The sequence below is a fragment of the Shewanella sp. DAU305 genome (assembly GCF_026802235.1).
Taxonomy (GTDB): domain Bacteria; phylum Pseudomonadota; class Gammaproteobacteria; order Enterobacterales; family Shewanellaceae; genus Shewanella; species Shewanella baltica.
The window spans coordinates 1,190,791-1,214,138 of the sequence record NZ_CP113808.1; the positions used below are offsets into that span (position 1 = coordinate 1,190,791).

Annotated in this window: 16 protein-coding genes; 6 read left to right on the plus strand and 10 right to left on the minus strand. The window is 48.9% G+C overall.

All coding sequences use genetic code 11. The annotated features are described in order from the left end of the window. Positions 1-150: 150 nt before the first annotated feature. A complete protein-coding gene (locus OX890_RS05205; protein ID WP_268650200.1) occupies positions 151-1,968 on the plus strand; it encodes a sel1 repeat family protein in 1,818 nt (605 codons plus the stop codon). 165 nt (positions 1,969-2,133) lie between these two features. Here the strand turns inward: OX890_RS05205 and OX890_RS05210 are convergent, their stop codons facing one another. Then, positions 2,134-5,259, minus strand: coding sequence for a M9 family metallopeptidase (locus tag OX890_RS05210; RefSeq protein ID WP_268650201.1), 3,126 nt, complete (start codon positions 5,257-5,259; stop codon positions 2,134-2,136). A gap of 449 nt (positions 5,260-5,708) precedes the next feature. Here OX890_RS05210 and OX890_RS05215 point away from each other — a divergent pair, with 449 nt between their 5' ends. Continuing rightward, positions 5,709-6,710: an NAD(P)H-quinone oxidoreductase gene (locus OX890_RS05215; protein ID WP_126491136.1), complete on the plus strand. Its 1,002-nt coding sequence runs from the start codon at positions 5,709-5,711 to the stop codon at positions 6,708-6,710. Positions 6,711-7,206: 496 nt separating this feature from the next. After that, on the plus strand, positions 7,207-7,611 hold the full coding sequence (locus OX890_RS05220) for a hypothetical protein (protein ID WP_006083132.1): 405 nt from the start codon (positions 7,207-7,209) through the stop codon (positions 7,609-7,611). Between the two features lie 169 nt (positions 7,612-7,780). On the opposite strand, the gene OX890_RS05225 is transcribed toward OX890_RS05220, so the two are convergent. The 5 genes from OX890_RS05225 to cutA all read right to left on the minus strand — a co-directional run bounded on the left by OX890_RS05225 (position 7,781) and on the right by cutA (position 14,433). Continuing rightward, positions 7,781-8,815 carry an aldose epimerase family protein gene (locus tag OX890_RS05225; RefSeq protein ID WP_006083131.1) on the minus strand — a complete coding sequence of 345 codons (1,035 nt, stop codon included), beginning with the start codon at positions 8,813-8,815 and terminating at the stop codon, positions 7,781-7,783. 160 nt (positions 8,816-8,975) lie between these two features. Then, positions 8,976-10,121 (minus strand): galactokinase, encoded by a 1,146-nt coding sequence (gene galK / locus OX890_RS05230; protein WP_006086123.1) that lies wholly within the window; start codon positions 10,119-10,121, stop codon positions 8,976-8,978. A 295-nt stretch (positions 10,122-10,416) separates the two neighbouring features. Next, on the minus strand, positions 10,417-12,072 hold the full coding sequence (locus OX890_RS05235) for a cation:proton antiporter family protein (protein WP_063883603.1): 1,656 nt from the start codon (positions 12,070-12,072) through the stop codon (positions 10,417-10,419). Positions 12,073-12,253: 181 nt separating this feature from the next. After that, a complete protein-coding gene (locus OX890_RS05240) occupies positions 12,254-14,113 on the minus strand; it encodes a protein-disulfide reductase DsbD (protein WP_126491137.1) in 1,860 nt (619 codons plus the stop codon). Next, a complete protein-coding gene (cutA, locus tag OX890_RS05245; RefSeq protein WP_012088202.1) occupies positions 14,110-14,433 on the minus strand; it encodes a divalent-cation tolerance protein CutA in 324 nt (107 codons plus the stop codon). Before cutA ends, OX890_RS05240 begins: the two co-directional genes overlap by 4 nt. A 251-nt stretch (positions 14,434-14,684) precedes the next feature. On the opposite strand from cutA, the gene OX890_RS05250 reads away from it, so the two are divergent. Beyond that, the gene (locus OX890_RS05250; RefSeq protein ID WP_012088203.1) at positions 14,685-15,293 is read left to right on the plus strand and encodes an FxsA family protein; all 609 of its coding nucleotides are present in this window, start codon (positions 14,685-14,687) and stop codon (positions 15,291-15,293) included. A gap of 125 nt (positions 15,294-15,418) precedes the next feature. On the opposite strand, the gene OX890_RS05255 is transcribed toward OX890_RS05250, so the two are convergent. From OX890_RS05255 to OX890_RS05265, 3 genes are all read right to left on the minus strand, one after another. Then, positions 15,419-15,955, minus strand: coding sequence for a hypothetical protein (locus OX890_RS05255; protein ID WP_126491138.1), 537 nt, complete (start codon positions 15,953-15,955; stop codon positions 15,419-15,421). Between the two features lie 196 nt (positions 15,956-16,151). After that, positions 16,152-19,241 carry an efflux RND transporter permease subunit gene (locus tag OX890_RS05260; RefSeq protein ID WP_268650202.1) on the minus strand — a complete coding sequence of 1,030 codons (3,090 nt, stop codon included), beginning with the start codon at positions 19,239-19,241 and terminating at the stop codon, positions 16,152-16,154. A 3-nt stretch (positions 19,242-19,244) separates the two neighbouring features. Beyond that, on the minus strand, positions 19,245-20,327 hold the full coding sequence (locus tag OX890_RS05265; protein ID WP_268650203.1) for an efflux RND transporter periplasmic adaptor subunit: 1,083 nt from the start codon (positions 20,325-20,327) through the stop codon (positions 19,245-19,247). 128 nt (positions 20,328-20,455) lie between these two features. Here OX890_RS05265 and OX890_RS05270 point away from each other — a divergent pair, with 128 nt between their 5' ends. After that, positions 20,456-21,445: a LysR family transcriptional regulator gene (locus tag OX890_RS05270; protein WP_268650595.1), complete on the plus strand. Its 990-nt coding sequence runs from the start codon at positions 20,456-20,458 to the stop codon at positions 21,443-21,445. Position 21,446: 1 nt separating this feature from the next. Here OX890_RS05270 and OX890_RS05275 read toward each other — a convergent pair whose 3' ends face one another. Then, positions 21,447-22,814 carry an MATE family efflux transporter gene (locus tag OX890_RS05275; protein ID WP_268650204.1) on the minus strand — a complete coding sequence of 456 codons (1,368 nt, stop codon included), beginning with the start codon at positions 22,812-22,814 and terminating at the stop codon, positions 21,447-21,449. Between the two features lie 224 nt (positions 22,815-23,038). On the opposite strand from OX890_RS05275, the gene OX890_RS05280 reads away from it, so the two are divergent. Next, the gene (locus OX890_RS05280; protein ID WP_006086113.1) at positions 23,039-23,329 is read left to right on the plus strand and encodes a co-chaperone GroES; all 291 of its coding nucleotides are present in this window, start codon (positions 23,039-23,041) and stop codon (positions 23,327-23,329) included. Positions 23,330-23,348 lie beyond the last annotated feature (19 nt).

Genomic DNA, 23,348 nt, shown 5'->3' on the forward strand with positions numbered 1-23,348 from the left:
GGTTCAACTTGCCCGCAAATACGTTATGATCAAAGCCAATAGCTAAAGCGTTGGCTTAATTTTGTCGATAACTTAATGATCTTTTTTTGTATTTAAGCGAGTGTTTTAGTGCGAGTGGATTTGCCTCATCAGCGACGGAGAGCTGGCATTATGAGTTTGTTACAGTGCTTTCACAGGGCACCCCTGTATTTGGCTTGTTCGGCTGGGCTGATGTTTGCCTCACCGGTCATGGCCTCTTTTTGGGAGTCCTTGTTTCGCAGTGAGTTGCCAGTCGATCAAGTGACGGCGCCGGCGGACAGCCAGCGTTTCGAGTTTGTCGGTGTGTTGCCCGCCAATACGCAATTAGAACTCGTCGGTTATTACGCCTCATCGATTTGTACCCGCAAGGAAATCCGTTTTCCCAGTGGCGATCTTGCCAATCCCTATCGCGCCACACTCGAAGAAACCTCAGTGCTAAGACAAGTCATCAGTAGCGGCAGTGAAGCGAGTGAGTTTTCGCTGCCCTTAGCCTTAAATGGTGGCGGTGATTGCCAGTGGCATCTCGAGGATTTAATGCTCGATGTGACGATATTGCCGAACCATCCGTTGTGGCAGAGAGCTAAAACGCTGCAACGGGATTACCTCGCCAAGTTGCAGGGCACCTCGGTAGATGCGGCTCAGCTTGCCAGCCAAACGGCGATGCCGACTCAAGTGTCATCCCACGATGATTTTTATTTAAGTCATGAGCTTAATATCGATCCTATTCATGCGGGCAGCGAGGCAGATAATTCTCTGCTTGCGACCACGCCGTTATCGTTAGCCCCAGTTTACTATCCGGTTTTTATTCATTATCCAGAGGAAGACAAGCCCTTCGAGGCACGGCTGAAGAGTAGCCTGCAGCGTACTTCTAGCCTGTGGGCCAGCCCGTATACTCAAGCGGTTCGGCGTGGCGATGAGGCGGTAATGCGGGTGAACTTTAATCCACAGATTGCCGAACATTACGAGGTCGATGTTTGGTATCAGCCCGATACGGTTGAAGTGAAGTATCCCGACGGCACTCAATATGCTTATGCCAACAGTGAAGTAAAACTGTATGCCTATGGCAAACCTGAATCACAAATCAAGACCTTAGCTCAAAGTGCCAAGGCCGAAGATAAGCGCTTATTGGCGCGTATCTATGAGTTGGGCCACGCCTTACCTAAGGACGAGGCTAAGGCACAAGAGTATTACCGTGAAGCCGCAGAGGCGGGCGATATTGAAGCCTTGCACTGGATGCTAGATCAAGCCGGTTACGCGGGGCGAATTGATGAAAAAACCTATTGGCTCGGGCGCGCCGCGAGCTTTGGTGATAAAGAGGCAAAGCTTGAGTTAATCCATTTGCCTTTATCTGCCATCGAACGTGGCCTCGTTAATACGGGTGAGGATAAGGTCAGAGAAACGCAAGCGTGGCAGCAGTTAAATCAATTAGTTGACCAAGGATTGCCAGAGGCAAGCAGCCTTATGGCTTTCTATCAACTGTTACCTTATTCGCCGTATTTTGATGCTAATGCCGCGCTGGAAAATTATCGTTTGAGCGTGAAAGCTAAGCCTGAACTGGCCCATGCGGCGGCCAGCGATTACTACTATTTGGCGGATAATTTTGCTGTGGGTGAGGAATTTTGGCAGATTGCCGCCGAGCGGGATCTCTACGCCGCAGCCGAACTTGCCAATATCTTGTTATCGGAAGCCCATCGAGATGCAGTTAACGCGCGCTACTGGTTAGCAAGAGTGACGACGCTGGGTGCCAAGCAAGGTTTGCAGGCGGATATTTTAGGCAATGCATACTTTCAACTCGCAACCTTATTAGATAAAGGCGAGGGCGGCGCGGTCGATGCGAAAACAGCGTTAACGCTTTATCAGCAGAGCATTGAAATGGCTGAGCGATTTTCAAATGACTATGAAGCAAGGGCCAAGGACAGAGTGCAAGTGCTCGAACAGCTGCGCTTATAACCTCATGCTTATATAAAAGAGTATTCGTTAGCATTTAGCCAATAAAAATCCCTGCCATGGCAGGGATTTTTCTATTTATTCATACACTTAATTTAAGCCTCTAGTGTTAAGTGGCTAGAGTTCAAAAGCTGATTTAAACGATCTGGCTTAAACAACGACAGCCAACTAGCGTAAATCAACCTGCAGTGCGACTCCTGAACTCTGGGGTTCACTCTGTACTGTGATGTAATACCACCCCACGTTTGGCGCATTGACTGTGATACTTTCTTGAGTATTAGTAGGCGTGACAGACGCTGCATCGAAGTGTTGAGCATTGGCCCAAGTCGTCCCCGAAAACAGGCTCACATCACCACTGCCGTGGGCCGAGTTGATACTTAACTGACTCGTACCTTCTGGCACCCAAAGATAGTAATCGCTGCGGCCATCGGCGGTGCAGATGGCTTTGCCTGAACTCAGCTCACCATGACTCAAGGGCGATTGCGTCGTGCAGGCATTAGCGATTAGAGCTGGCGTAGGTGTATTGCTCGCGCCTGTATTGAGGGTGAGTGTGACGCCGCTAAACTCAGTGGCAGTGTCCACTGTGATATAACGCCAGCCGCGATTGGCACTGAAGCTAAGCGACTCTTGATTACCCACTTGAGTGCTCTTGGCATCGGCATTATCGGCGTCGGCCCACTGACTGGCATTGAAGTAGAGATTGGCATCCCCAGAGCCACCCTTAGTGGTGACGGTGAACTGGGTATTATCTTCCTCAACCCAGAAGTAGAAGCTGTTGCGTCCACCACTGATACACTCGTTTTTACCCAGTGTGAGCTGGCCGTAATCTAAGGTTACTGCACCGCAATTTGCTGGTGGCTCAGGATCCACGCCGCCATCTCCCAGATCGGGATCAACATCAGCGAACAGCTCAGTGGTGCTGACTTGCATATCAACGCCGCCAAAATCTCCCGACAAGGTAATGTAATGCCAATATTCGTCAGGGTTTAACTGCACTTTAATGACTTGATAGTTACCGTTGCCGATCCCCGCGCCTTGGTTTTGTTCTGGGCTTGCCCAACCTTTAGAATTGAAATAAATGTCGGCATCACCCCAACCTCCGCCAATCTTGATCCAAAGATCTTGGGCCGAGCGATCGGTATTAGTGAAACTGAAACTGGCGCGGCCGAGTTTAGAATCAATACATTCCATCGGCACATCGATTTTCAGGCTGGCCGATTCAGTGTAACGGTAGGCTTCGTTCGTCACTTGGCAAGGCGAGTAATCCTTGCTGATAGTGCCCGCAGGACCACTCCAATTACCTTCACGGCCACTGGGCTCAGCATCGACATCACTTGGGCCTTTATCGACAATGCCATTGTCAGCCGTGCTCAAGCCGCTGGCGAGCCAACCTTGCCACTCGTTGTCGTAACGTGTGCCAATACCATCCATAAAGGTTTGATATTCAGCATATTGGTCGTTACGTAGGTAAGCGAGAATCTGTCTTACATCGTCCCTGTGATGCTCAAACATAAAGCGCACCGCCAGATAACCCCAACGGTAGATACGGTCTTGGCCCGATTCATAGTTGTTTTTGAATATGGTCGACAACATAAATTCACCGGTTTCGCCCATGGCAATCGCCGCGGTATTGGCGTCACGGTAAGAAATGTATTCCGCTAGGCCTTCAATCCACCAAATAGTATTGGCCGAAGTGCCGCGACTAAAGTCACCAAACAGGTTATAGCGCCCGTCTAGGTAGTGCACATATTCGTGTTGCAGGTTCCAGACATGGAAATCCGGCGTGCGCCATTCGGCTTCATAGGCGATAAAACGCGCCTGATTTTTGAGTCCGGCGGGCGAGCCTTCAAGGTACATGCCGCCGTTGTCGGTATTGATGCCAAAGATACTGTTGGCTAAGGATTTATACTCAGACGAACTGCCAAAGATCACTAGCTCTAAGTCATCGTTGTTATCTTGCCCTACAGGTTGCATGCCCGTTTCGAGTTTACTGTGGAAATAGCTCTCTTGGCTGGTCAGCACATCACAGGCCCACTTGGCTTGATCTTGATAGAGATCTTGGGCGCGGATCTTGAGACTGTCGGAGCATTTCCAGTTGAAAGGTAAGGCATCGGCCTCTAACTGCGCCTTAAAACCACAGATATTGTAATCGTTACAATGGCTGCGATCGTAATAGTCGGCCATTTCTGCCGCCGCGTACCAAAGCACTTTGCTCGGTTCGGTTTTACTGGTGCTGCTGAGGATGTTTTTAACCAGCAGAGTCACTCGCGGGCGCATGGAATCAATGTAATACAGTCTAGATAACTCTTTGACTGAGTTGACTAACAGATACTCTGCATTGGTGCCTAACAAGTCGCGGTGTTCGAGCTGGAAGTTATTTAGCGCATCTAAAATGCCTTGGTCACGTGCGAACAGCGCCTGCATGTCATCATTCCACTGGGCGCGGAATAAGGTGGTAAACACTGAGTTTGCTGCGGCGTTCATGGCGAAACTGGCTTGCCAGTTAGCGTCGTAGTCCGTTAGCACTTTTATGGTGACATGATTAAAATCGGCGCCAAGCTCGGCAGAGTCAATCAGGATTAAGGCTTCTTTCAACACGCCAGCATTGTCATCGGAGACAGTCCAAATCGCAGCGTTCGCAAATAAAGCGTTGAGGGCCGATTTTAAGCTGGCCTTAGCGGCGTTGCTGTAAGCGGGCACATCATTTGGGCTGTAAAACTGCACATAGAGGGCGGCGCGGACAAAGTAAATATGCGATTCAAGATGCTGAACATCGACCCCAGTGTAGTCCTTGGCTTTAGTGGCAATGGCGTTAGCTACACTGATCACATTGGCCTCGCTAAACAGCGCGGTCGCAGCACTGCCTTTGAGGCTATAGAGCTTACCGACGCACTCGGGTGTCGATTGGCTCAATTGATCCACTAGGGCTTGGCCCGATTTACCGACAAAGTCACTGCAGTCATTGCTCTGCAGTGCGGCGCTGCGACTCTGTAACTTAAGTGGCGGTTGCTCAGATACTTCTCGCTTCTTGCGTGAATGCATCTTAGGCGGTTCTGTCATTGTCTGTTCTGTCATAGTTGGCTCATTCGGGGATGCCATCAATGGCGTCTCCCGCAGTAGCGGTCTATGGGATTCTATTTGGCTAATGGGCGCCGAGGGTGGTCGTGGTGCCGGTTGCGCTTGTGGATTACTGGGTGTGTTGCTGCCTAATGGGTGACTCGTATGAGTGTCATGGGCGAGAACGGGAGTCGCAAAAGCTAAGCTAATAGCTGCGAAGAGCAGTGTGTTTTTCATTGTGTATCCGTAGTTATCTAGTCTGCAAAGCAGATCTTCCTTGGGCGTTATTTGATGCGTGGAACCTAAGCTTGCATCAAACCTCATTGGATTATTTGCGTGATAACAATAGCGCGACAAACATCGCAGCTAGCAAATAATGCGTCCAAATGATGGCTGTAAGTTTTTAATATATCTAGTATTTACCTCAATATTTACTCGATACATCTTTTTTGTTCAGCTTAGGTTCAGCTTAGGTTCAGCTTTTGCTAAATGGGTTTGCCCCGGAAGCTGAGTCTGTGGGACTCCACACCTTATGAAATGCCTGATTGAATAAGAGTGGCTATTTGGCTTGAATTCGCGCTAGCTTAGCCGCATTAAGGTTAGATGCACTTTTCTGCAGTTAGCACTCGACCCCTGAGATGCTAAGCCATCTGTGATGAGGTCGATGCCATTCCAAAGGAGCTTTTATGTCAGCTTTACCAAGCGAATACACCCATATCTATGTTGAGCAACCCGGTGCCCCCGAGGTGATGCAGCTATCGCGCTCGCCTTTGCCTGTGCCAGCGTCTGGCCAAGTGTTGATCCGCGTGCATGCAGCAGGAGTAAATGGCCCCGATGTCAAACAAAGGGTGGGTGCTTATCCACCACCACCGGGTGCATCACCGATTATTGGTCTTGAAGTCGCGGGTGATATTTGTGCCCTCGGTGACGGCGTGAGCCAATGGCAAATCGGCGACAAGGTTTGCGCCTTAGTACCGGGCGGTGGCTATGGTGAGTACGTGCTCACCTATGCTGCCCACTGTTTACCTATTCCAACGGGCTTTAGTTATGTGCAGGCCGCCGCGCTGCCAGAAACCTTCTTCACCGTATGGGGCAACCTGTTTATGCGTGCGGGACTGAAAGCGGGCGAGACGGTACTGATCCATGGCGGCTCGGGCGGTATTGGTAGTACGGCCATTCAACTCGCCAGCGCTTTAGGTTCAACAGTGATAGCGACGACGGGGCAAGATGAGAAGCGCGATTATTGCTTGAGCCTTGGGGCGGCTGAAGTCATCAACTATCGCACCCACAACTTTGTTGAGCCCGTCATGGCGCTCACCCAAGATAAGGGGGTAAACGTGGTCTTTGATATCGCGGGTGGCGATTTTATTAACCTCGATTTACAAGCCTTGGCGATGGACGGTCGTATGGTGTCGGTGGCGATGCAGCGCGGGCCTAAGGCTGAAGTCGAGATTTTCCGCTTGATGGCAAAACGCATTATGTGGACAGGGTCGACCTTAAGACCGCAAAGCGTGGAGGCAAAAGCCGCGATTGCCGCCGAATTATTTGAGAAAGTCTGGCCACTGTTAAATGCCCATAAAATTGTGCCGAATATTTTTGCGACCTTTCCATTAGGCGAAGCCGCGAAAGCCCATGCGCTGATGGAGTCGGGTGAGCACAGGGGCAAGGTGGTATTGACTGTTATTTAGATTAGGCACCTTGGCTTGGCAGCGAGCTGGTTTAGGTCGCTGCCATTCGATGCCAGTCTGCGATCTTTCTGACAAAAGTGTGGCTGAGTAACGCAGTGGTAAATAGCCGTTTGCGCGACTGTCGTTAAATCGTCATGGTTAAACCTGATGCTTAACCTTGCAGTAACCTCGAACGGCAACTTCGAATCGCAAAGTTTAAGCCCATCGAACATGGTCGATATGATTGCTTTTTATTGGGAATAAAACTTGCCGCGTCGATTTTTTAGACTAAAGTCGTTAATGATTAAACTTTTTGGGTACTTTGGCAGAAATTAATACGTAATTAGTGAAAATTTCATGGTATGAGGCATTGATTATCGGAAATATTCTGTAAAAATACCCAGTTGAAAACGTCAGAGACTTTCAGGCGCTATTCGTGGATCAAAGCAAGCGATGCTTCGCTTATTCAGGCTAAAAAACTCATAGTGTATGTGTTGATTTAAGGGTATTAGCATATATGTATAACACAGCAAAGAAACAGGTTTGGTATGGTGAGCTGAGAACATCGAAAGGCAACGCGATTGTCGTCCATGACAACCAGCTGCCCGATGCCTCCCCAGGACGTATCTACCTATACAATTCCGATCGCGATGCGATCATTGAGTATGTGGAAGATATCGTCAAAGTGAACCTATACGACTTAGATGAGGCTGCGTTAAAAGCTGCTGAGGCTAAGTTTAGTGGTGCATGGAAGGCGGCTAGAGCTCAATTCATGAGTAAGCATCAAGCTCGTATTGACCTAAACAACGTGAAGGAAACTGCGCCTGTTCGTAAGGCGAAGCCTGAAGTTGAACCAGAAGTGGAATCCGATGCCGTAGGCGTCGATTTTGACGATGATTGGGTCGATGATTTTGATGATTAACACAGTGTCGGCTTAAGGGCTAACACTGTGAGTGTAAGGAATAAAATAGTGCTTATTTTATTCCTTATCGCTTTATTTCCTTCCGCGAAACCGAGTTTTAACCTCAATTCATCGCTATTTTATCGCGACTCGATTTACCCGTTAATATACCGCTAATTTATAGCTAATGTTACGCATCGGCATCGAACTGATATCGGCTGATGTGGTGATAAACCTTGCCTGGCACTAACCAAACATCATCACCAAAGCGCTCGCCTTGATTCGGTGAGTCTGGCAGCATCTGCGGTTCTAAACACACGCCATGATGTTGATTTAATACCTGTTGATTGCGACCCACAGTGCCATCTAAAAAGTTAGCGCAGTAGAGCTGCACGCTCGGTTGATTGGTATAAACCGTCATAGCGCGGCCACTTACTGGACTGCTTAAACAGCCAAAGCGGGCGAGTGAACCGTCGGGGTCATTCATCATATAACAGTGATCATAACCGCGCGTGCTCGCTAATTCTGCGGCATGCAGTTTGTCGCCTAAGCGTATCGGCTGACTCAAGTCGAAAATCGATCCTGCAGTCTCGGCAATCCCAGTGGGAACACTGACATCATTCATGGTGAGATAACGCTTGGCATCGATTTGCATCAAATGCTCGTGATTGGTCTCTGAACCATCGAGGTTGAAATAACTGTGCTGGGTTAAGCTCACGGGACAGGCTTTATCCACCGAAGCTAAGATCTCCACATAGAGATTATTGCCTGCGAGGCGGTAATCTAGTTGAACCGTGCAATTACCGGGGAAACCCATGTCGCCGTCTGGACTCATTAAGGTCAAGCGCACACCATCGGGCAGTTGGCCTAAGTGCCAGTTTTTACGGTTAAATCCTTCACGGCCGCCGTGTAAACAGTTAGTCGCTTGGTTGACATCAAGTTGATAATCTTGGCCTTGATAGTGCATTTTGCCGTTAGCGATACGATTCGCAAAACGGCCAGCAATGGCGCCTAAGTGAGCCGATTGCGTCAGGTAGTCTTCGGCGCTGTCGCAACCAAGGACGATATTGGCACGTTCGCCGTGTTTATCTGGGGTCCACAGAGCACGGATAATTCCGCCTAAGCTGATGACTTCTAATGCGAGTATGCCATTGTCGATCCTCACCCGTTCGATTTCGCCGCCGCGGGGATCGGTCCAAGGATCCAAAACACTGAAACGTACCATTTAGCTTCCCTCTGTGTTGAATATGCTCACTGCTTATTGTGTTAAATGAGTATGTTAACCCTATTATTTGCCATCAACACCATAAAGTTCAGCGATGAATTCGTATGTTATCGACGGCCTTGTCACTGTATTGGTTTTCTTTGTTTTAAGCCTGTTCTGGCTAATTGTCTATGCGGCCCGCGCCAGCGCTGGCGGAACATAAATAGACAGTGGCATCGATTGCGGTTTTGTCGAAAAACTCATGTTCAACGGCGGCTACGACAGCATCGGTCAGTTCATGATCAACTAAGGCCACCACGCAGCCGTCGGTCATGCGGATGCCACCACGCTCGCCAATCACTTGGCTGACAATCTCAACTAAGGTATCAAATTCGGGCAGTGTGACTTCAAAATCATCCCGCAGTGAAGCATGGGATTCCGCCATTAAGCGGCTGAATTTTTGAATGTTATTTTGCTCTAACGCGCGGGCTGCACTCTGGGTTCTTTGGTTTTCTGTGACGACGTGTTTTGCTCTGCGATATAACACTTCATCTAAATCGGCTTTTGCGCTTTCTAATCGACGTAAATCGAGGTGACGCAGCGCATCTAAGCCAAAGTATTCTGCCGCTTGGGCGCATTCGTTGCGACGTTGTTGATTGGTGGCGGCTAAACGTTGTTTCTCAATATGGGCATCTATGATGATAAGGCTTAGGTTTTCTGGGATGGGAATGGCTTCGCTGTCCAGATCTAAGCAGTCAATCAGCAGTGCGTGGTCTTGCTCACCCATGGCGCTGCACATTTGATCCATGATGCCACAGGCCGATTCGACATATCTGTGCTCACCACGTTGGGCCAGTTGCGCTACCGCCATTGGTGATAAATGCAATTGGCTGGTATCACTGATGGCAGTGCCGAAGGCGACAACGAGGGCGCCCGATGAGGATAAACCTGCTGCAAGTGGTACATCGCCCACAATGGCTAAGTCTAAGCCCTTGGCTAATAAACCTGTTTGCGCCATAGCCGCAGTAAAACCTTTGAGGTAATTCACCCAGCCATCTTGCGGGTCCATGTCGTTTTCTTGACCGAAGGTCCACTCTTTAATTTGTCCGGGAAAGGCATCGGCAACGGCACGAAACTTAGTGTCGTCACGGCGTTTTACCGCAATCACTGTATGAAAATTAATGGCTGCCGGGAGTACAAAACCGTCGTTGTAATCCGTGTATTCACCGATCAGATTGACGCGCCCAGGGGCTTGATATAAATCGTCGGCTTTAGTGCCAAAGGTTTGGACAAATAACTTTGTGGCGCGCTGCGCAGGGTTTGACATGCTGTAAAAAATTCCAAAAAAGCTGAGCTAATTTCGTTACCGTCATCGATTTATATCACGACTGAGTCGGTGATGTAACTGAGATTTTTTGCTGAAATGGCGATAGGCGGTAATGAGAAAATCGATACTGTGATAGGAAGTCAAAATAACGTATTCAGTGCGTTATCTAGTCGATTGATTTGTAAAGATTAGTCAGTAGTTAGTTGGATGCCGCACAAACTTGCAGAGGAGGTTACTGCTCGTTTGTGCGGCCTATTATGGCGTGATTTTAATTCAATGCAGCATTAGTAGGCACTTAACTATTGGACTCTGCATTAATTTTAGGATCAGCCACTTGCGCTGTTTCTTCCGCTTGCGCGGCGTTTTTCTCCGAGTCTTGCAACAGCTCATAAATCACATGATCCACAAAACCGGCACCGGCGGCTTCGTACAGGTTGTAAACACTGTGTACGCCCGACTCTCGAAGTGCCGCGGCATCGTCACTGTACTGAACAATCGCACTGATCTTGCCTTGATAATTCAGTTTTTTAAGTTGCTCAACTGCAAACATATTTCCCGCGTGGTGCGGCATGGCCAGCAGCACTAACTCAAGGTTAGGGGCTCTATCGAGTTTCTCCCAAAAGTCGGTATCCGCGGCGTCACCTTGCACTACGTTGCGGCCCTTGGCTTTGTGTAAATCGACTAAGTCTTGCTTGTGCTCAATGCCGAGAATTTCGCCGTCAAATTGTTCCCTGAGTTCATCGTAGGCGCCGCTACCAATGCGGCCCATACCTAAGATTAAGAAGCGTGGATTGCCGATGGCTATCGGTCTGTCTTCTGGGTGCAATGGGCGTTTTTCAAGCTTGATTAAACGCTGCTGGAATCGTTGATAGATGTTACCGACGGTAGCGTTAAGCGGCGCGGCGAGTAAAAAGCTAAAGCTTAATGCCACGGCGATGATCACTAGCCACTCGGGAGGTAACCAGCCTTTATAGGTGGCGACGGCGGCGACAATCAAACCGAATTCACTGAAGTTACCTAGGTTGAACGAGCCCAACATAGAGGTACGTGAACGCAGCTTAAAGCGGGTAAGAATGTAAACAAACAGCAGGATTTTAAGTGGTACTAGCAGCACTAACAGTGCTGCGAGAACGATATCCGATACCGTAGGTAAACCGTTGAGACCAATCGTTAAGAAGAAGGCGACGAGGAAGAGTTCTTTAAAATAGAACAGGGATTTTGCCAGCTCTGAGGACTTTTTGTGGCCCGCCAACAAGATACCTATGATCAGTGCGCCGAGATCGGGTTTCAGGCCAACAGATTCAAATAACCAAGCGCCAACCACGAGTGCCATCACTAGGCCGAAAAGGACTAACAGTTCACCGTGGCCGACACGGTCGAAGGCTTTATAAATGAGAGGCTTAGCCAGTGGCAGTAAGAGTAGTGCGAAGGCCCATACTGAAGGTACATCGCCCTTAGAAATTGTTAAAAACAGTACGGCGAAGATATCCTGCATAATCAAGATACCAATGGCGACCCGGCCGTAGAGGGATTGGACGTCGCCCTTATCTTCTAACACTTTGACCGCAAATACTGTACTGGAGAAGCTTAACGCGAAGGCGATTAACGTCAGTTGCTCAAGGTTAAGACTCGTGAGTTGGCTTAAACCCAGTAAGCCGAAGAGTTTCAGAATCGGCACAAAAACCACGATTGAGAGTACTAAGTGGACACTCGAACCCGCCCACACTTCGGCCTTGAACAGGCTGCGAATATCGAGTTTTAAACCAATCGCAAACAGCAGCAAAGTCACGCCTAGGCTTGCGAGTTCTTGCAGCAATGGCAGGCTTTCTTTATCTATCCCGAGGACGAATAGTACAAAGCCCGCCACTAAGTAGCCGATGAGCGGTGGCAGTCCTATACGGCTGACGAGCATGCCGCAGATGAGTGTGATAATGAGGATACCGGGTTCCATGATGCTCCAATCTAAAAAGTCCAAAATTATGAGTGATTGTATAAGAAATCTATGACACTGGAACAAAAAAGCGGACTTTTAATGAAAAAAGTCCGCTTTCTATTGGTGTTGCGGCAAATACACTTGCCGGTTAAAACCGGCGCGAGTTAAATCGCTTTAGTGGTCTAAGTCTAAATCGTGACTATTTCACCAGATGATCTAAATGGGCGGCAAAATCTTTAGGGCCCATAAAACCAGTCACACGTAAATCTTCCCTTTGCTCACCTTGTTCGTTAAACATCAACAACGTAGGTAAACCGAGCACATTGTATTTTTCGAGTAAGGCCACATCAACCTTGTCACTCTTAGTCACATCGGCTTGCAGCAGCACGATTTTATTCATGCGGGCTAACACGTCAGCATCCTTAAAGGTGATGGCTTCGAACTCTTTACAGGCAACACACCAATCGGCGTAGAGATCCAGCATCACAGGCTTACCTTGGGCGGCAGCGGCGGCGATTTCTTGCTCAAGATCTTCAATGGATTTAATCCGTTTAAAGCCATGGGCTTCTTCGGTCGTCGCCGCAGTGCCTACGGGATTGTGATTAAAACCAAAGTGGCCCATCACAGCTTGGAATCCGTAGGAGAAACTCGCCAGTAGCGTCAGCGTTAATAGCACTGAACGGACAGTTTGTTTCCAGTTGAAGGGGCTGAGTTTGTTCTGATGCATCAAGTAGCCGGTGAAGCTCACGCCCCACAGTGACCAAAGCACATCGGATACCACGCCCGTCCAAATACGACCGAGCATTACGATAGACACAGCGATCAACAGGAAGCCGAAGACGGTCTTGATGATGTCCATCCAAGCGCCTGCTCTAGGTAATAATTTACCGCCTGAGGTGCCGATAATCAGCAGAGGTAAACCCATGCCCATACTCAGCACATACAGGGCTAAGAAGCCTTGGAGTAAGTCGCCGGTTTGCGCCACATAAACGAGCGCACCCGATAGCGGCGCAGTAGTGCAAGGTGATGCGACCAGACCTGAAATCACGCCCATCAAGAATACGCCAACTAAGTTGCCGCCTTTTTGGTTGTTCGATACTGAGTTCATCTTCTCCTGCCAGCTCGATGGCAGTTTTAAATCGTACAGGCCAAACATAGATAAGCTGAGCACAAAGAACAGAATCGCCAGAACCACTAACACGGCGGGATGTTGCAACGCCGCTTGGTATTTCAGTCCTGCCGATGCGACCACTAACCCTAAGATAGAGTAAGTGATTGCCATGCCTTGCACGTAGGCCATAGACAAGGTAAAGGCTTTCGCGGTTGAGAGTTTTTGCCCTTGGCCGACAATAATGCCAGACAAAATCGGGTACATAGGGAACACGCAAGGCGTTAATGCCAGACCGACACCTAGACCAAAGAAGATCACTAAGGTCCAAATCAGGCTGTCGTTTGACAGCATTTGGCTCAGGGTATCTTGCTGAGTAATAGGTTGGGTATTGGCTTTGTCGGCCGTGCTCGGCTCATTGCTGGCTGACTCAGTGCTGGCAGGCTTTGCTGCGGCGGTCGATTCGCTCGCTTCGGCACCTGCGATCAAGCCATCGTTGGCGGCAATCGCTTTTAGCACGACGTCACGTTTGGTCGGTGGATAACACAACTTGCCTTCGGCACAGCCCATAAAAGTGACGGTAAGCGTGGCATTTTCATCTGCCTGTTTTAACGCAACGGGAATATCCACATAGGTGTAATAGACTTCTTGCTCGCCAAAATACTCATCTTCATGGGGCTTGCCCTTGGGCAGCGCCACTGTGCCTAGCTCGGCGCCATTGACAGTAAATTTAAGCTTGTCGCGGTACATGTAGTAACCGTCGGCAATCACCCAATTGAGTTTGACCTGATTACCTTCTTGCTTGAAATCGAAGGCAAATGCTTGATCGACAGGCATCAATTCCGGTTCACTCTTCATGAAGTCGAATTTGTTACCGAAAACCCCTTCACTGTGTGCTAAGGGCGTGAGGAGCAATAAAGACGTGAAAATAAGGCTGAGTAGTTTTTTCATGGCTGAGTGTTGTCTTTTATCCAATCTAAGTAGGCTGGTAGCCCGTGAGTCACAGGCACGGCAATAATTTCGGGTACTTGATAAGGGTGGAGTCTAAGCACAAGTTGTTCTAACTCTGAATATCGACTTTGTAAACATTTAATCTGTAAGCTAAATTCTTGTTCTTCGCAGATTTTCCCTTCCCAAGCATAAATTGAACGTATCGGGGCGGAGATATGAACACAAGCGGCAATACGCGACTCAACTAAAGCCCGAGCCAAGGTATTGGCTTGTACTTCATCGGGGCAGGTAGTGCTAACCATTAAATACTGATGCTGCATGGTATTAGGTATCGTCTCTTAAGAATCTTAAAGTTCGCTTAAGCCAACTGAGTTAGGCTACTTTACGTGTTTTAATGGTCTCATACATTAGCGCGTTAACAAAAGGGTGAGCTAAATATCAGTTGTTAAATCCGTTGCTCAATCAGAGGTTATTAGCCCTTTAGTCTGTCGCAATGCTTAGCCTGACTTGAATTAAGACCGGATAGTCCCCATTTAGTTTACACAGATAGTCAGATAAACCTGAGGTCGGTATGTTTTTCATTATATTTTTACTCTTTGTGCTGATCCCAGTAATAGAGCTGTCGGTGCTGATCCGTGTGGGTGAAGTGCTTGGCACTTGGACTACCATAGGTTTAGTGCTGTTTACCGCCGTGCTCGGGGTCTCCTTGGTTCGCAGCCAAGGTTTAAGCACTTTAATGCAAGTACAGCAAAAACTCGCTCGCGGTGAAGCGCCGGGGCAAGAAATCGTCGAAGGCATGATGTTAGCCATGGCGGGTATTTTACTGGTGATCCCCGGTTTTGTGACCGATGCCATTGGCCTATTATTGCTGACGCCATTCACCCGTCGTCCCATTGCTGCCTTGCTGTTCAAGCGTATGCAGTTGCGGGTTGTGGCGGGGTTACAGGGCGGAATGCACGGTGGCTTTCAAGCGGGCCAAAGTCCCTTTGGGCCTAAGCCGCAGGACCCATTTGGCCAAGCGCCGTTTGATGATAGCGTGAAGAAAGACGGTAATGTGTTTGAGGGCGACTTCGAACATAAAGTCGATCCGAGTGATGTCAAGCCGGCGAGCCATCAGCTGCCTGATAAAGATCAGAATAAAGAACAAGATAACGCGCAGGATAGAGATCCTAAGCCTTAGTCTGTTATGGTCTAGCTAATTTGATTTACGCGTTTATTCGTTTGAGCTTCTACCCAAACCTCGCTTCAATACCAGCGGCCTTCAGAATCCTCTGAGCTGCGCCGCTGGTGTATTTCATCCACTCGTTATAAAAATTCCACTGAGTTGAGAAAGGCTTCTGCGGTGCGACGGTTTTGGTCATTGTCATCATAGCTGGCGGTTAAAATCAGCAGGTGATTATTGTAGGCATAGGCATGCTGCACTAAAGTGCCAAGATCTTTACCCATATCCATACTGATCTCATAACCCCGCTGCCCGCCGTGTTCGATATAACCGCGCGTCAATTTCAGCTCATCTGTTCCCTGCATCTCTTTAAACTTTTTCGCTAGCGTGTTGGTGTCATCGAAGGAAAGCTCAGTAATGTCTTCCTCATCTATAGTTTCAAACTGGGAGCTGTAGGCGATAACGCTCAATACCAGCGGTTCTTGAGCTTGTTTTTGAGTGGTGATGGTTTCAACGCTGACCTGTCCCGAGTTTTTATGTAGCGCCTTGGGATTAGGTAACATGTGCACTTTCACGGGGACAGAAGTTAATACATGGGATTCGAGGGGTTTGACTGCATACCATTTTTGATACGCCATAAAAACGAGGCCGAGCAGCACAGCTAGCTTGATAAGCTTCATATAACTTCCTTATTTAATAATCACTTCCTTGAGCCTGTCGCTCGCCATTAAGTGTAAATGGCAAGTCAGATAAGCGCAACAGATCGCAATAGCTAGGGGTGGGACATGTATTAGAAATGACCAGCCAGCCACGAGTGACTGACCGGCCGCGCCGGGAAGCGTTTTTGGATCAATTGCGGAGCTAAAAAGTTGAGTGTTATTTGTTAGGTGACTCACCTCCTATCGCTGTCGCGTTAATATTGAATACTAGGCTGTACATCACAGGCAGTACTATGAGTGTTAGCAGTGAAGCAAAACCGAGACCGAAGATAATCGTAATCGCCATTGAACCAAAAAAGGCGTCTGAGATCAGCGGGATCATCCCGAGCATAGTGGTAATTGCCGCCATCATGACGGGGCGAACACGGCTGACACAGGAGTCGACCAAGGCGAAATAAGCGGGTTTGCCTTCACTGAGTTCGAGGTTGATTTGATCGACCAAGACGATACCGTTTTTAATCACCATACCCGACAAACTCAGCAGGCCGAGTAGCGCCATAAAGCTGAAAGGGGCGTCGAATAACAAGAGTCCCGCAGACACCCCAATCAGGGCCAAGGGCACAGTAAACCAGATCACTAAGGGCTGACGCACTGAGTTGAACAGGAATACTGTGATTAAAAACATCGCCAGATAACCCATGGGAATCGAGCTGAATACCGCGGTTTGCGCTTCGCCTGCGGTTTCAAATTCACCGCCCCATTCCAAGTGATAACCTGCGGGTAGGCCGATCGCTTCGACCTTGTCTTTTACTTTACGCAGTACAGAGTCGGCGGTTTCATCACTGCCAAGCTTAGGATCGGCCATTACAGCGAGCATACGCATACGATCTCGGCGCATCACCAGCGGGTTTTCCCACTCAGTGTTAAAGCTACTCACCACTTGGGTGGCAGGCACAAAGGTGTTGTGTTCGCTACTCCAAATTTGCAACTTCCATAGGCTGTCGGCCTGCAAACGCTCTTCGGCGGGCGCTCTGGCGACGATGGGTAACAAGTGGCTGGTTTCTCGGTATAAACCAATTTGCTTACCGCTAAAGTTAACCAATAGGGCATTGTCGAGATCTTGCTTACTGATTCCCGTTTCCCGCGCTTGGGCATTTTCCAGCTGTGGACGGATCAAGGGCACTTGATTACGCCAGTTGTGACGTATGCCATCCATGCTCGGTTCGGCGTGGAAAATGGCCTCGGCTTGGGCGCCTAAAGCGCGCAGCACTTCAGGATTGTCGCCGTAGAAGCGTGCCTCAATTTTGGCGGCGGGCGAAGGGCCGTTCTCCATGTTTTTTAAGCGATATTGCGCCTGTGGGAAACGTTGATTTAACAAGGTTTCTAACTCTGGCATATAGGCTTTAACGGCGGCGAGATCTTGCATTTCGACTATCAACTGGGCAAAGGCGGGATAGCCTTTTTCTGGCTGATAAGGCAGGACGAAACGCTGCGAGCCTTGGCCGATAACACTGGTTAAGTGTTTCAACCCAATGTTTTTTTGCTCGTTCTGTTGCAGTAACTGGCGCTCAATATCGGCAGTAAAGCGTTCGGTCGCCTTAATGTCCGTGCCCTCTGGCATCCAGATATCCACAAAGAAAATCGGCGTGTTAGAGGCAGGGAAGAACACATTCTTGATATGACCAAAGCCCACTACAGCGCTGAACAGCATGGCTATAACCAGCAGAATACTCACCAATCTAAAGCGCAGCGCTAGGGTTAAACTTGCGCGATATAAGCTGAAGAACCAGCCCTTGTAAGGGTCTTGGGCTTCTTCGTCGCTCGGCGCATCCTTAAATAACAGATGGCAGAAGAACGGCGTTAAGGTGATGGCGGTGATCCAGCTGATAAACAGCGAAATCATCAACACTTGGAATAAAGAACGGCAGAATTCACCTGCGGCATTTTGCGATAAGCCAATGGGCGCAAAGGCAATAATGGCAATGACAGTCGCGCCCAATAGCGGCCACTGGGTTTGAGCCACAATTTGCTTCGCCGCTTCGAGACGGGTTTTACCACGGCGCAGGCCAATCAAAATACCTTCGGTGACCACAATCGCGTTATCGACCAACATGCCGAGGGCGATAATGAGTGCGCCGAGGGAGATGAGTTGCAGCTCAATCCCCAGCACTTTCATCACGATAAAGGTACCCAGAATCGTCAGCAGTAAGATCAGGCCCATCAACATACCCGAGCGCAGCCCCATAAACAGCAGGAGCACGGCGATCACGATAGCAATGGATTCTAATAAGTTGATTAAGAAGCCGTTAACTGTCTCATCGACCGCCTGACTCTGATTGTAAACCGTCGCTAAATTCATGCCGATTGGGCGTTGGGATTCAAGCTCGGCTAAACGGTCACTGACCTTTTGTCCAACTTCAACCACGTTCACGCCACTAGAGAAAGAAATCCCCAGTGATAACGCCGCTTCGCCCTTATTGTGGTAAAGCACATTCGGGGTTTCGTCGTAATCCTTTTCGATATTGGCAATGTCGCCAAGGTAAATCAGCTCAGTGCTACCCAGTGGGCTGACAATCAAGCGCGCCAGATCCTGCACATTGCTAAATTCGCCCGTGGGATGAATGCGAATACGGTTATCGCCAATCACTAAGCTGCCCGCGTTGGAGACCACGTTTTGATTGTTCACTAAACCATAGATATAGCTTTGATCTAATCCCAGTGCCGACAGCTTTTGTTGGGAGATTTCAATCACCACTTGCTCGGTGACGCTGCCTGCAACCGAGACCTTTTTAACCCCGGGCACGAGTACGAGTTCGCGGCGCAGATAGTCGGCGTAATTGCTTAACTCGCGGTTGCTGTAATCGGGGCCTGAGAGATTAAATAAAATGCCATACACATCGCCAAAGTCGTCCATCACCTGCGGCGCAGTGGTGCCCGGAGGCAAGTTGCCCGCCGTGTCGTTGACCTTACGACGCACTTCATCCCACACCTGTGGCAGGGTGGTTTTGTCGTAGCTTTCTTTAATCTCGATTTGGATTTGTGACAGGCCCGCACTGTTAATCGAGGTCACATGCTTAATGGCATCGAGCTGCTGCAGGGCATCTTCGAGCGGCAGCGTGACTTCTTCTTCAACTTGTTCAGGTGATGCGCCGGGATAAGCCGTGATCACTAGGGCTTCTTTAATGGTGAATTCGGGGAATTCTAATTGCCCCAAACCAGTAAAACTCACGCCGCCACCCACGAGTAGCAGCAACACAAACATCCAACTGATGACTTTGTGACGTATCGAATATTCTGCAATGTTCATCAATTACACCCCACGCTGCCAGCGTAGTGGTTTGACTTTCATGCCAGCGGATAATTGAGACACCCCAGCGCTGACGATAAGATCGCCTTTGTTGATACCCGTTAAAATCTCAACGCCTTGGTTACTCACGCGCCCTAGGGTCACCATAGTGGGTTTGACTTCACCTGATAGGGTTTGATAAACCCACACTTGCACTTGGCCATCTTGATCGCGTTTATCGATAGCGGTCACGGGCACAATACTGGATGCAAGGGTGCTTGGATCTTTAACTAAGGCTAAGGTTAACTCGGCGCTCATCCCAGGAAGTAATTGAATATCTTGGGGTTGAGGCAATGAAAACACCACTTCATAGGCTTGAGTACCTGGGGTGACTTGGGTGGAGTATTCTTTAAATTTGGCGTCGAAGCTCTGCTCGGGGAAGGCGCTAAAACTCACCTTAGCGGTAAAGTGAGCTTGATCGGTATATTGCTTCAACCCCGCCGCCATCGCCTCGGGCACTTGAATGCTCACATCGAGCAAGTTGTTGTTTTGCAGTGTTAACACCCCTTGATTGGCCTGCACTATTTGGTGGTTATCCACTAAACGTTTTGCAATAGTGCCGCTAAAGGGCGCAGTTAAACGGGTGTAACTCAGCTGATCGCGCGCTGCCGCAAGGGCCGCCTTGGCCGATTTGAGCTGCGCTTGCGTGCTATCAAACTCAGACTGTGAAATCAGCTTACGATTGAGTAGCTCGGCCTTACGTTTAAAGTCGGCGGCTAACAGTTCGTGTTCGGCCTCTCGGGTCATTAAGTTATTTTTGGCATCCCTGTCGTCAAGCTGGGCGAGCAGGCTACCTTGAGCGACTCTTTGGCCTTCGACTAATGTCAGTTCGGTTAATTGCCCTGAAATACGGAACGACAATTCGGCGCGGCTGTTAGCGGAAACGCGGGCAGGAAATGTTCTAAAATCTCCAGCTTCTACGTTGAGCACTTCAAACAGTTTAACCGGACGGACAGTGTCCACTTGTACTGAACTTTCCGCAGGCGAACAACCACTGAGCAGGGCTGGAAGCAGCATTGCCAGTGGCAAGAGTCGATATGATTTCATGGTGGCGATTTCCTAGTTAACAAGTTGTCAGCATTTCTGGGCGCGAAGATACCAGCTAAAGTAGTTGCAATAAACGGGATACTTTGGGATTATCAGTCCCACATAATGAGATTGAACTTAAGGTCAAAATGAAGACAGAGGACTTAGCGTTATTCCACCGAATTGCTGAAACCGGTAGTTTGATCGAAGCGGCTGATTTGCTTAACTTGCCAAAATCGACTGTCAGTCGGCGTTTGCAAGCCTTGGAAGATGAGCTGAATATTAAATTGTTCCACCGCCAGAGCCGCTCAATGACGCTCACGTCTGCGGGCAGTCATTTCTACCAGCGCTCGCAAAACATTCTGGCCCAGCTCGATGAAACCCTATTCGAAATGACCAATGATGATGCTGAGATCAGCGGGCATCTGCGTATTCAAATGTTCCCGATCCACAGCATGAAAATCTTGATGCAAGCCATTTTCCGCTTTATGGATATGCACCCTAAACTCACCTTAGAAGTCATCAGCAGCTCAGAATCCGTCGATATGGTGAAACATAATCTCGATGTGGCCTTTGTGGTCGAGCCTGCGTTGGATACCTTAGATTTAGTAGTGCGGCCAATTTTTACCACTGACTTACGTTTTTACGCCAGTCCTCAATATTTAGCGGTACACGGCACACCTAAAACACCGAAAGAGATTGAAGCGCATAATGTGTCTATGTTCCGTTTATCCAACGGCAAAATTTTTAATGAGTTATTTATCGGTTCAGAACAAGAGGTGAGAGTCAGAGGCAATTTCTGCTCTAACAGTATTGAAGTGGCGGTTGAGTTTGGATTGCAAGGACGCGGTATCGTGTATGCGCCTGCTGAAGTCGTGGATGAATATGTACAAAGCGGTGAGTTGGTGACTCTGTTACCTGAAATCCAGCCCCACCAAGGTGAGTGTTTCTTAGCTTATCCATCAAGACGTTACGTGAGTTTAGCCTGCCGACGCTTTATCGACTACATAATGCAAGAGTTAGTGCCAAATGGCGTGCCGATCAACATGAGCGAGCAAGGCCCAAGTCGATCCTGCAAAGCCTCTACGGGAGCGCTTTCAGACGACGTGTTGCGCTTTCCCGTTAAAAAATCAAGCTAGTTTACCCCTCGCGAATGGCGTTGGCGGTTGTGATCTTTGTCGGTTCACAGATCCGTTGCGCCAGCCAGTAACAGGCAATCCCCATCAAAATATTGGTCACAGGTAGCGCCAGCAGCAGGCCTTTAACGTCACCTATATAGGATCCTAAAGCCGCCAGCGGCAGCATAAGTAGCACTAAGCGGCACAGGTTGATCACCAGTGAACTCATAGGTCTGTGGTAAGCATTGAGCGAGGTCGCCACAATAATTACTATGCCCAAAGGCCCATAGGCGCAGGGCAGCACTAAGATGTAAAAACTCAACCACTCGATCACCAGCGGATCGGTACTGAATAAGTGCGCGATGGGCTCAGCCAAAAAGATCAGTGGAATATAAAGTATAGTTTGGAAGATAAAGATAAATTTTATCGATAGCAGCAGAGCTTCTTTCGCCCTTTGTGGCTGGCCTGCACCTAAGTTCTGCGCGATAAAGGGCATTAAGCTCGACGATAACGCCATCACCACGATTAATAACACTGACTCTAAGCGAGTTCCTGCACCAAAGGCTGCCACTGCGCTGTGGTCGATATGCGCCAACATGGCCATGATAATGGCATTGGCTAACGGATTGATTAAATTCATCAAGGCGGCGGGTTGGGCGATATGGGCTAGTTTGGTCCAGTTGGCGCGCATTCTGTCGATGTCAAACACTGTCCATTCGAGCATCTTGCGCCTGACAATCAGCAAATATCCCGACAAAGATAACGCCACCAACCAAGCGAACAGGGTTGCAATCGCGGCGCCTTGAATTTCTAAGCGCGGAAACGGCCCGATACCGAAGATAAGTAATGGATCCAGAATGAGGTTGATGATTGCCGCCAGCGCCATAATCATCGCAGGCGAGCGGGTATCGCCAGTGGAACGTAAACCCTGATTGCCCACCATCAACAACACCAGCAGCGGCGCACCGACATACCAGTAAATCATATAGTCGTGGATTAGCGGCAAGCTGTCATCGTTTGCTCCGAGTAAGCGAAACAGTGGCGTAATAAAAATGCTACCCAGGGCGGCTAAACTGGCAATCAAACCAAAGGTCAGCAATAAGGCATCATGCAAGAATACTTTGGCCTTGTGGGCATTACCCGAGCCGATAAGTCGGCCTAAATTGGTCGATACTCCAGCACCAATACCAATGGCGATGCTCGAGATCACTAAGGTCACCGGAAAGGTAAAACTGATGGCGGCTAAGGCTTCCGTGCCCAATTGGCTGATAAAAAAAGTGTCAGCGAGGCTGAAACCTAGAATGGTCATAATGCCAATTAAGTTGGGGAGGCTCATGTTGAGCAGTACACGACCAATTGGCGCGGTGAGCAGCCCGTGTCTGTCTTTCATGGAAAAATAGTGCCTTGTTAGCGAGCGGAGGCGAGATTCTAGCAGGATTGTGCGGACTTGAAAAAACCGACATCAAAAAATTGAAGTTTTTTTTGTAAATGCCCTTGGATCTCGACACTACCAGCCCCATATCTCAGACAGCAAAAGAGCAGACTCAGGTGTCTGTTTTTTTAATCACAAATAGGCTCGATTGTAGGGCATCAAATCATTAGGAGAGTTCATAGATGAATATTCGTCCATTACATGACCGCGTAATCGTTAAGCGTCTAGAAGTTGAATCAACATCAGCGGGTGGCATAGTACTGACCGGTAGCGCCGCTGAAAAATCAACTCGCGGTGAAATCCTTGCTGTGGGCAATGGCCGTATCTTAGAAAATGGCACAGTTAAACCACTGGATGTCAAAGTGGGTGACGTGGTGATCTTCAATGAAGGTTACGGCGTTAAGAAAGAAAAAATCGACGGACAAGAAGTCTTGATCCTGTCGGAAGCTGACCTGATGGCAGTAGTGGGTTAATCCTCAGCATCAATTCGAC

Excerpts from the sequence above, each read along its gene's own strand:
- OX890_RS05205 (WP_268650200.1), top strand. The coding sequence starts at position 151 with ATGAGTTTGTTACAGTGCTTTCACAGGGCACCCCTGTATTTGGCTTGT.
- OX890_RS05210 (WP_268650201.1), bottom strand. The coding sequence starts at position 5,259 with ATGAAAAACACACTGCTCTTCGCAGCTATTAGCTTAGCTTTTGCGACT.
- OX890_RS05215 (WP_126491136.1), top strand. The coding sequence starts at position 5,709 with ATGTCAGCTTTACCAAGCGAATACACCCATATCTATGTTGAGCAACCC.
- OX890_RS05220 (WP_006083132.1), top strand. The coding sequence starts at position 7,207 with ATGTATAACACAGCAAAGAAACAGGTTTGGTATGGTGAGCTGAGAACA.
- OX890_RS05225 (WP_006083131.1), bottom strand. The coding sequence starts at position 8,815 with ATGGTACGTTTCAGTGTTTTGGATCCTTGGACCGATCCCCGCGGCGGC.
- galK (WP_006086123.1), bottom strand. The coding sequence starts at position 10,121 with ATGTCAAACCCTGCGCAGCGCGCCACAAAGTTATTTGTCCAAACCTTT.
- OX890_RS05235 (WP_063883603.1), bottom strand. The coding sequence starts at position 12,072 with ATGGAACCCGGTATCCTCATTATCACACTCATCTGCGGCATGCTCGTC.
- OX890_RS05240 (WP_126491137.1), bottom strand. The coding sequence starts at position 14,113 with ATGAAAAAACTACTCAGCCTTATTTTCACGTCTTTATTGCTCCTCACG.
- cutA (WP_012088202.1), bottom strand. The coding sequence starts at position 14,433 with ATGCAGCATCAGTATTTAATGGTTAGCACTACCTGCCCCGATGAAGTA.
- OX890_RS05250 (WP_012088203.1), top strand. The coding sequence starts at position 14,685 with ATGTTTTTCATTATATTTTTACTCTTTGTGCTGATCCCAGTAATAGAG.
- OX890_RS05255 (WP_126491138.1), bottom strand. The coding sequence starts at position 15,955 with ATGAAGCTTATCAAGCTAGCTGTGCTGCTCGGCCTCGTTTTTATGGCG.
- OX890_RS05260 (WP_268650202.1), bottom strand. The coding sequence starts at position 19,241 with ATGAACATTGCAGAATATTCGATACGTCACAAAGTCATCAGTTGGATG.
- OX890_RS05265 (WP_268650203.1), bottom strand. The coding sequence starts at position 20,327 with ATGAAATCATATCGACTCTTGCCACTGGCAATGCTGCTTCCAGCCCTG.
- OX890_RS05270 (WP_268650595.1), top strand. The coding sequence starts at position 20,456 with ATGAAGACAGAGGACTTAGCGTTATTCCACCGAATTGCTGAAACCGGT.
- OX890_RS05275 (WP_268650204.1), bottom strand. The coding sequence starts at position 22,814 with ATGAAAGACAGACACGGGCTGCTCACCGCGCCAATTGGTCGTGTACTG.
- OX890_RS05280 (WP_006086113.1), top strand. The coding sequence starts at position 23,039 with ATGAATATTCGTCCATTACATGACCGCGTAATCGTTAAGCGTCTAGAA.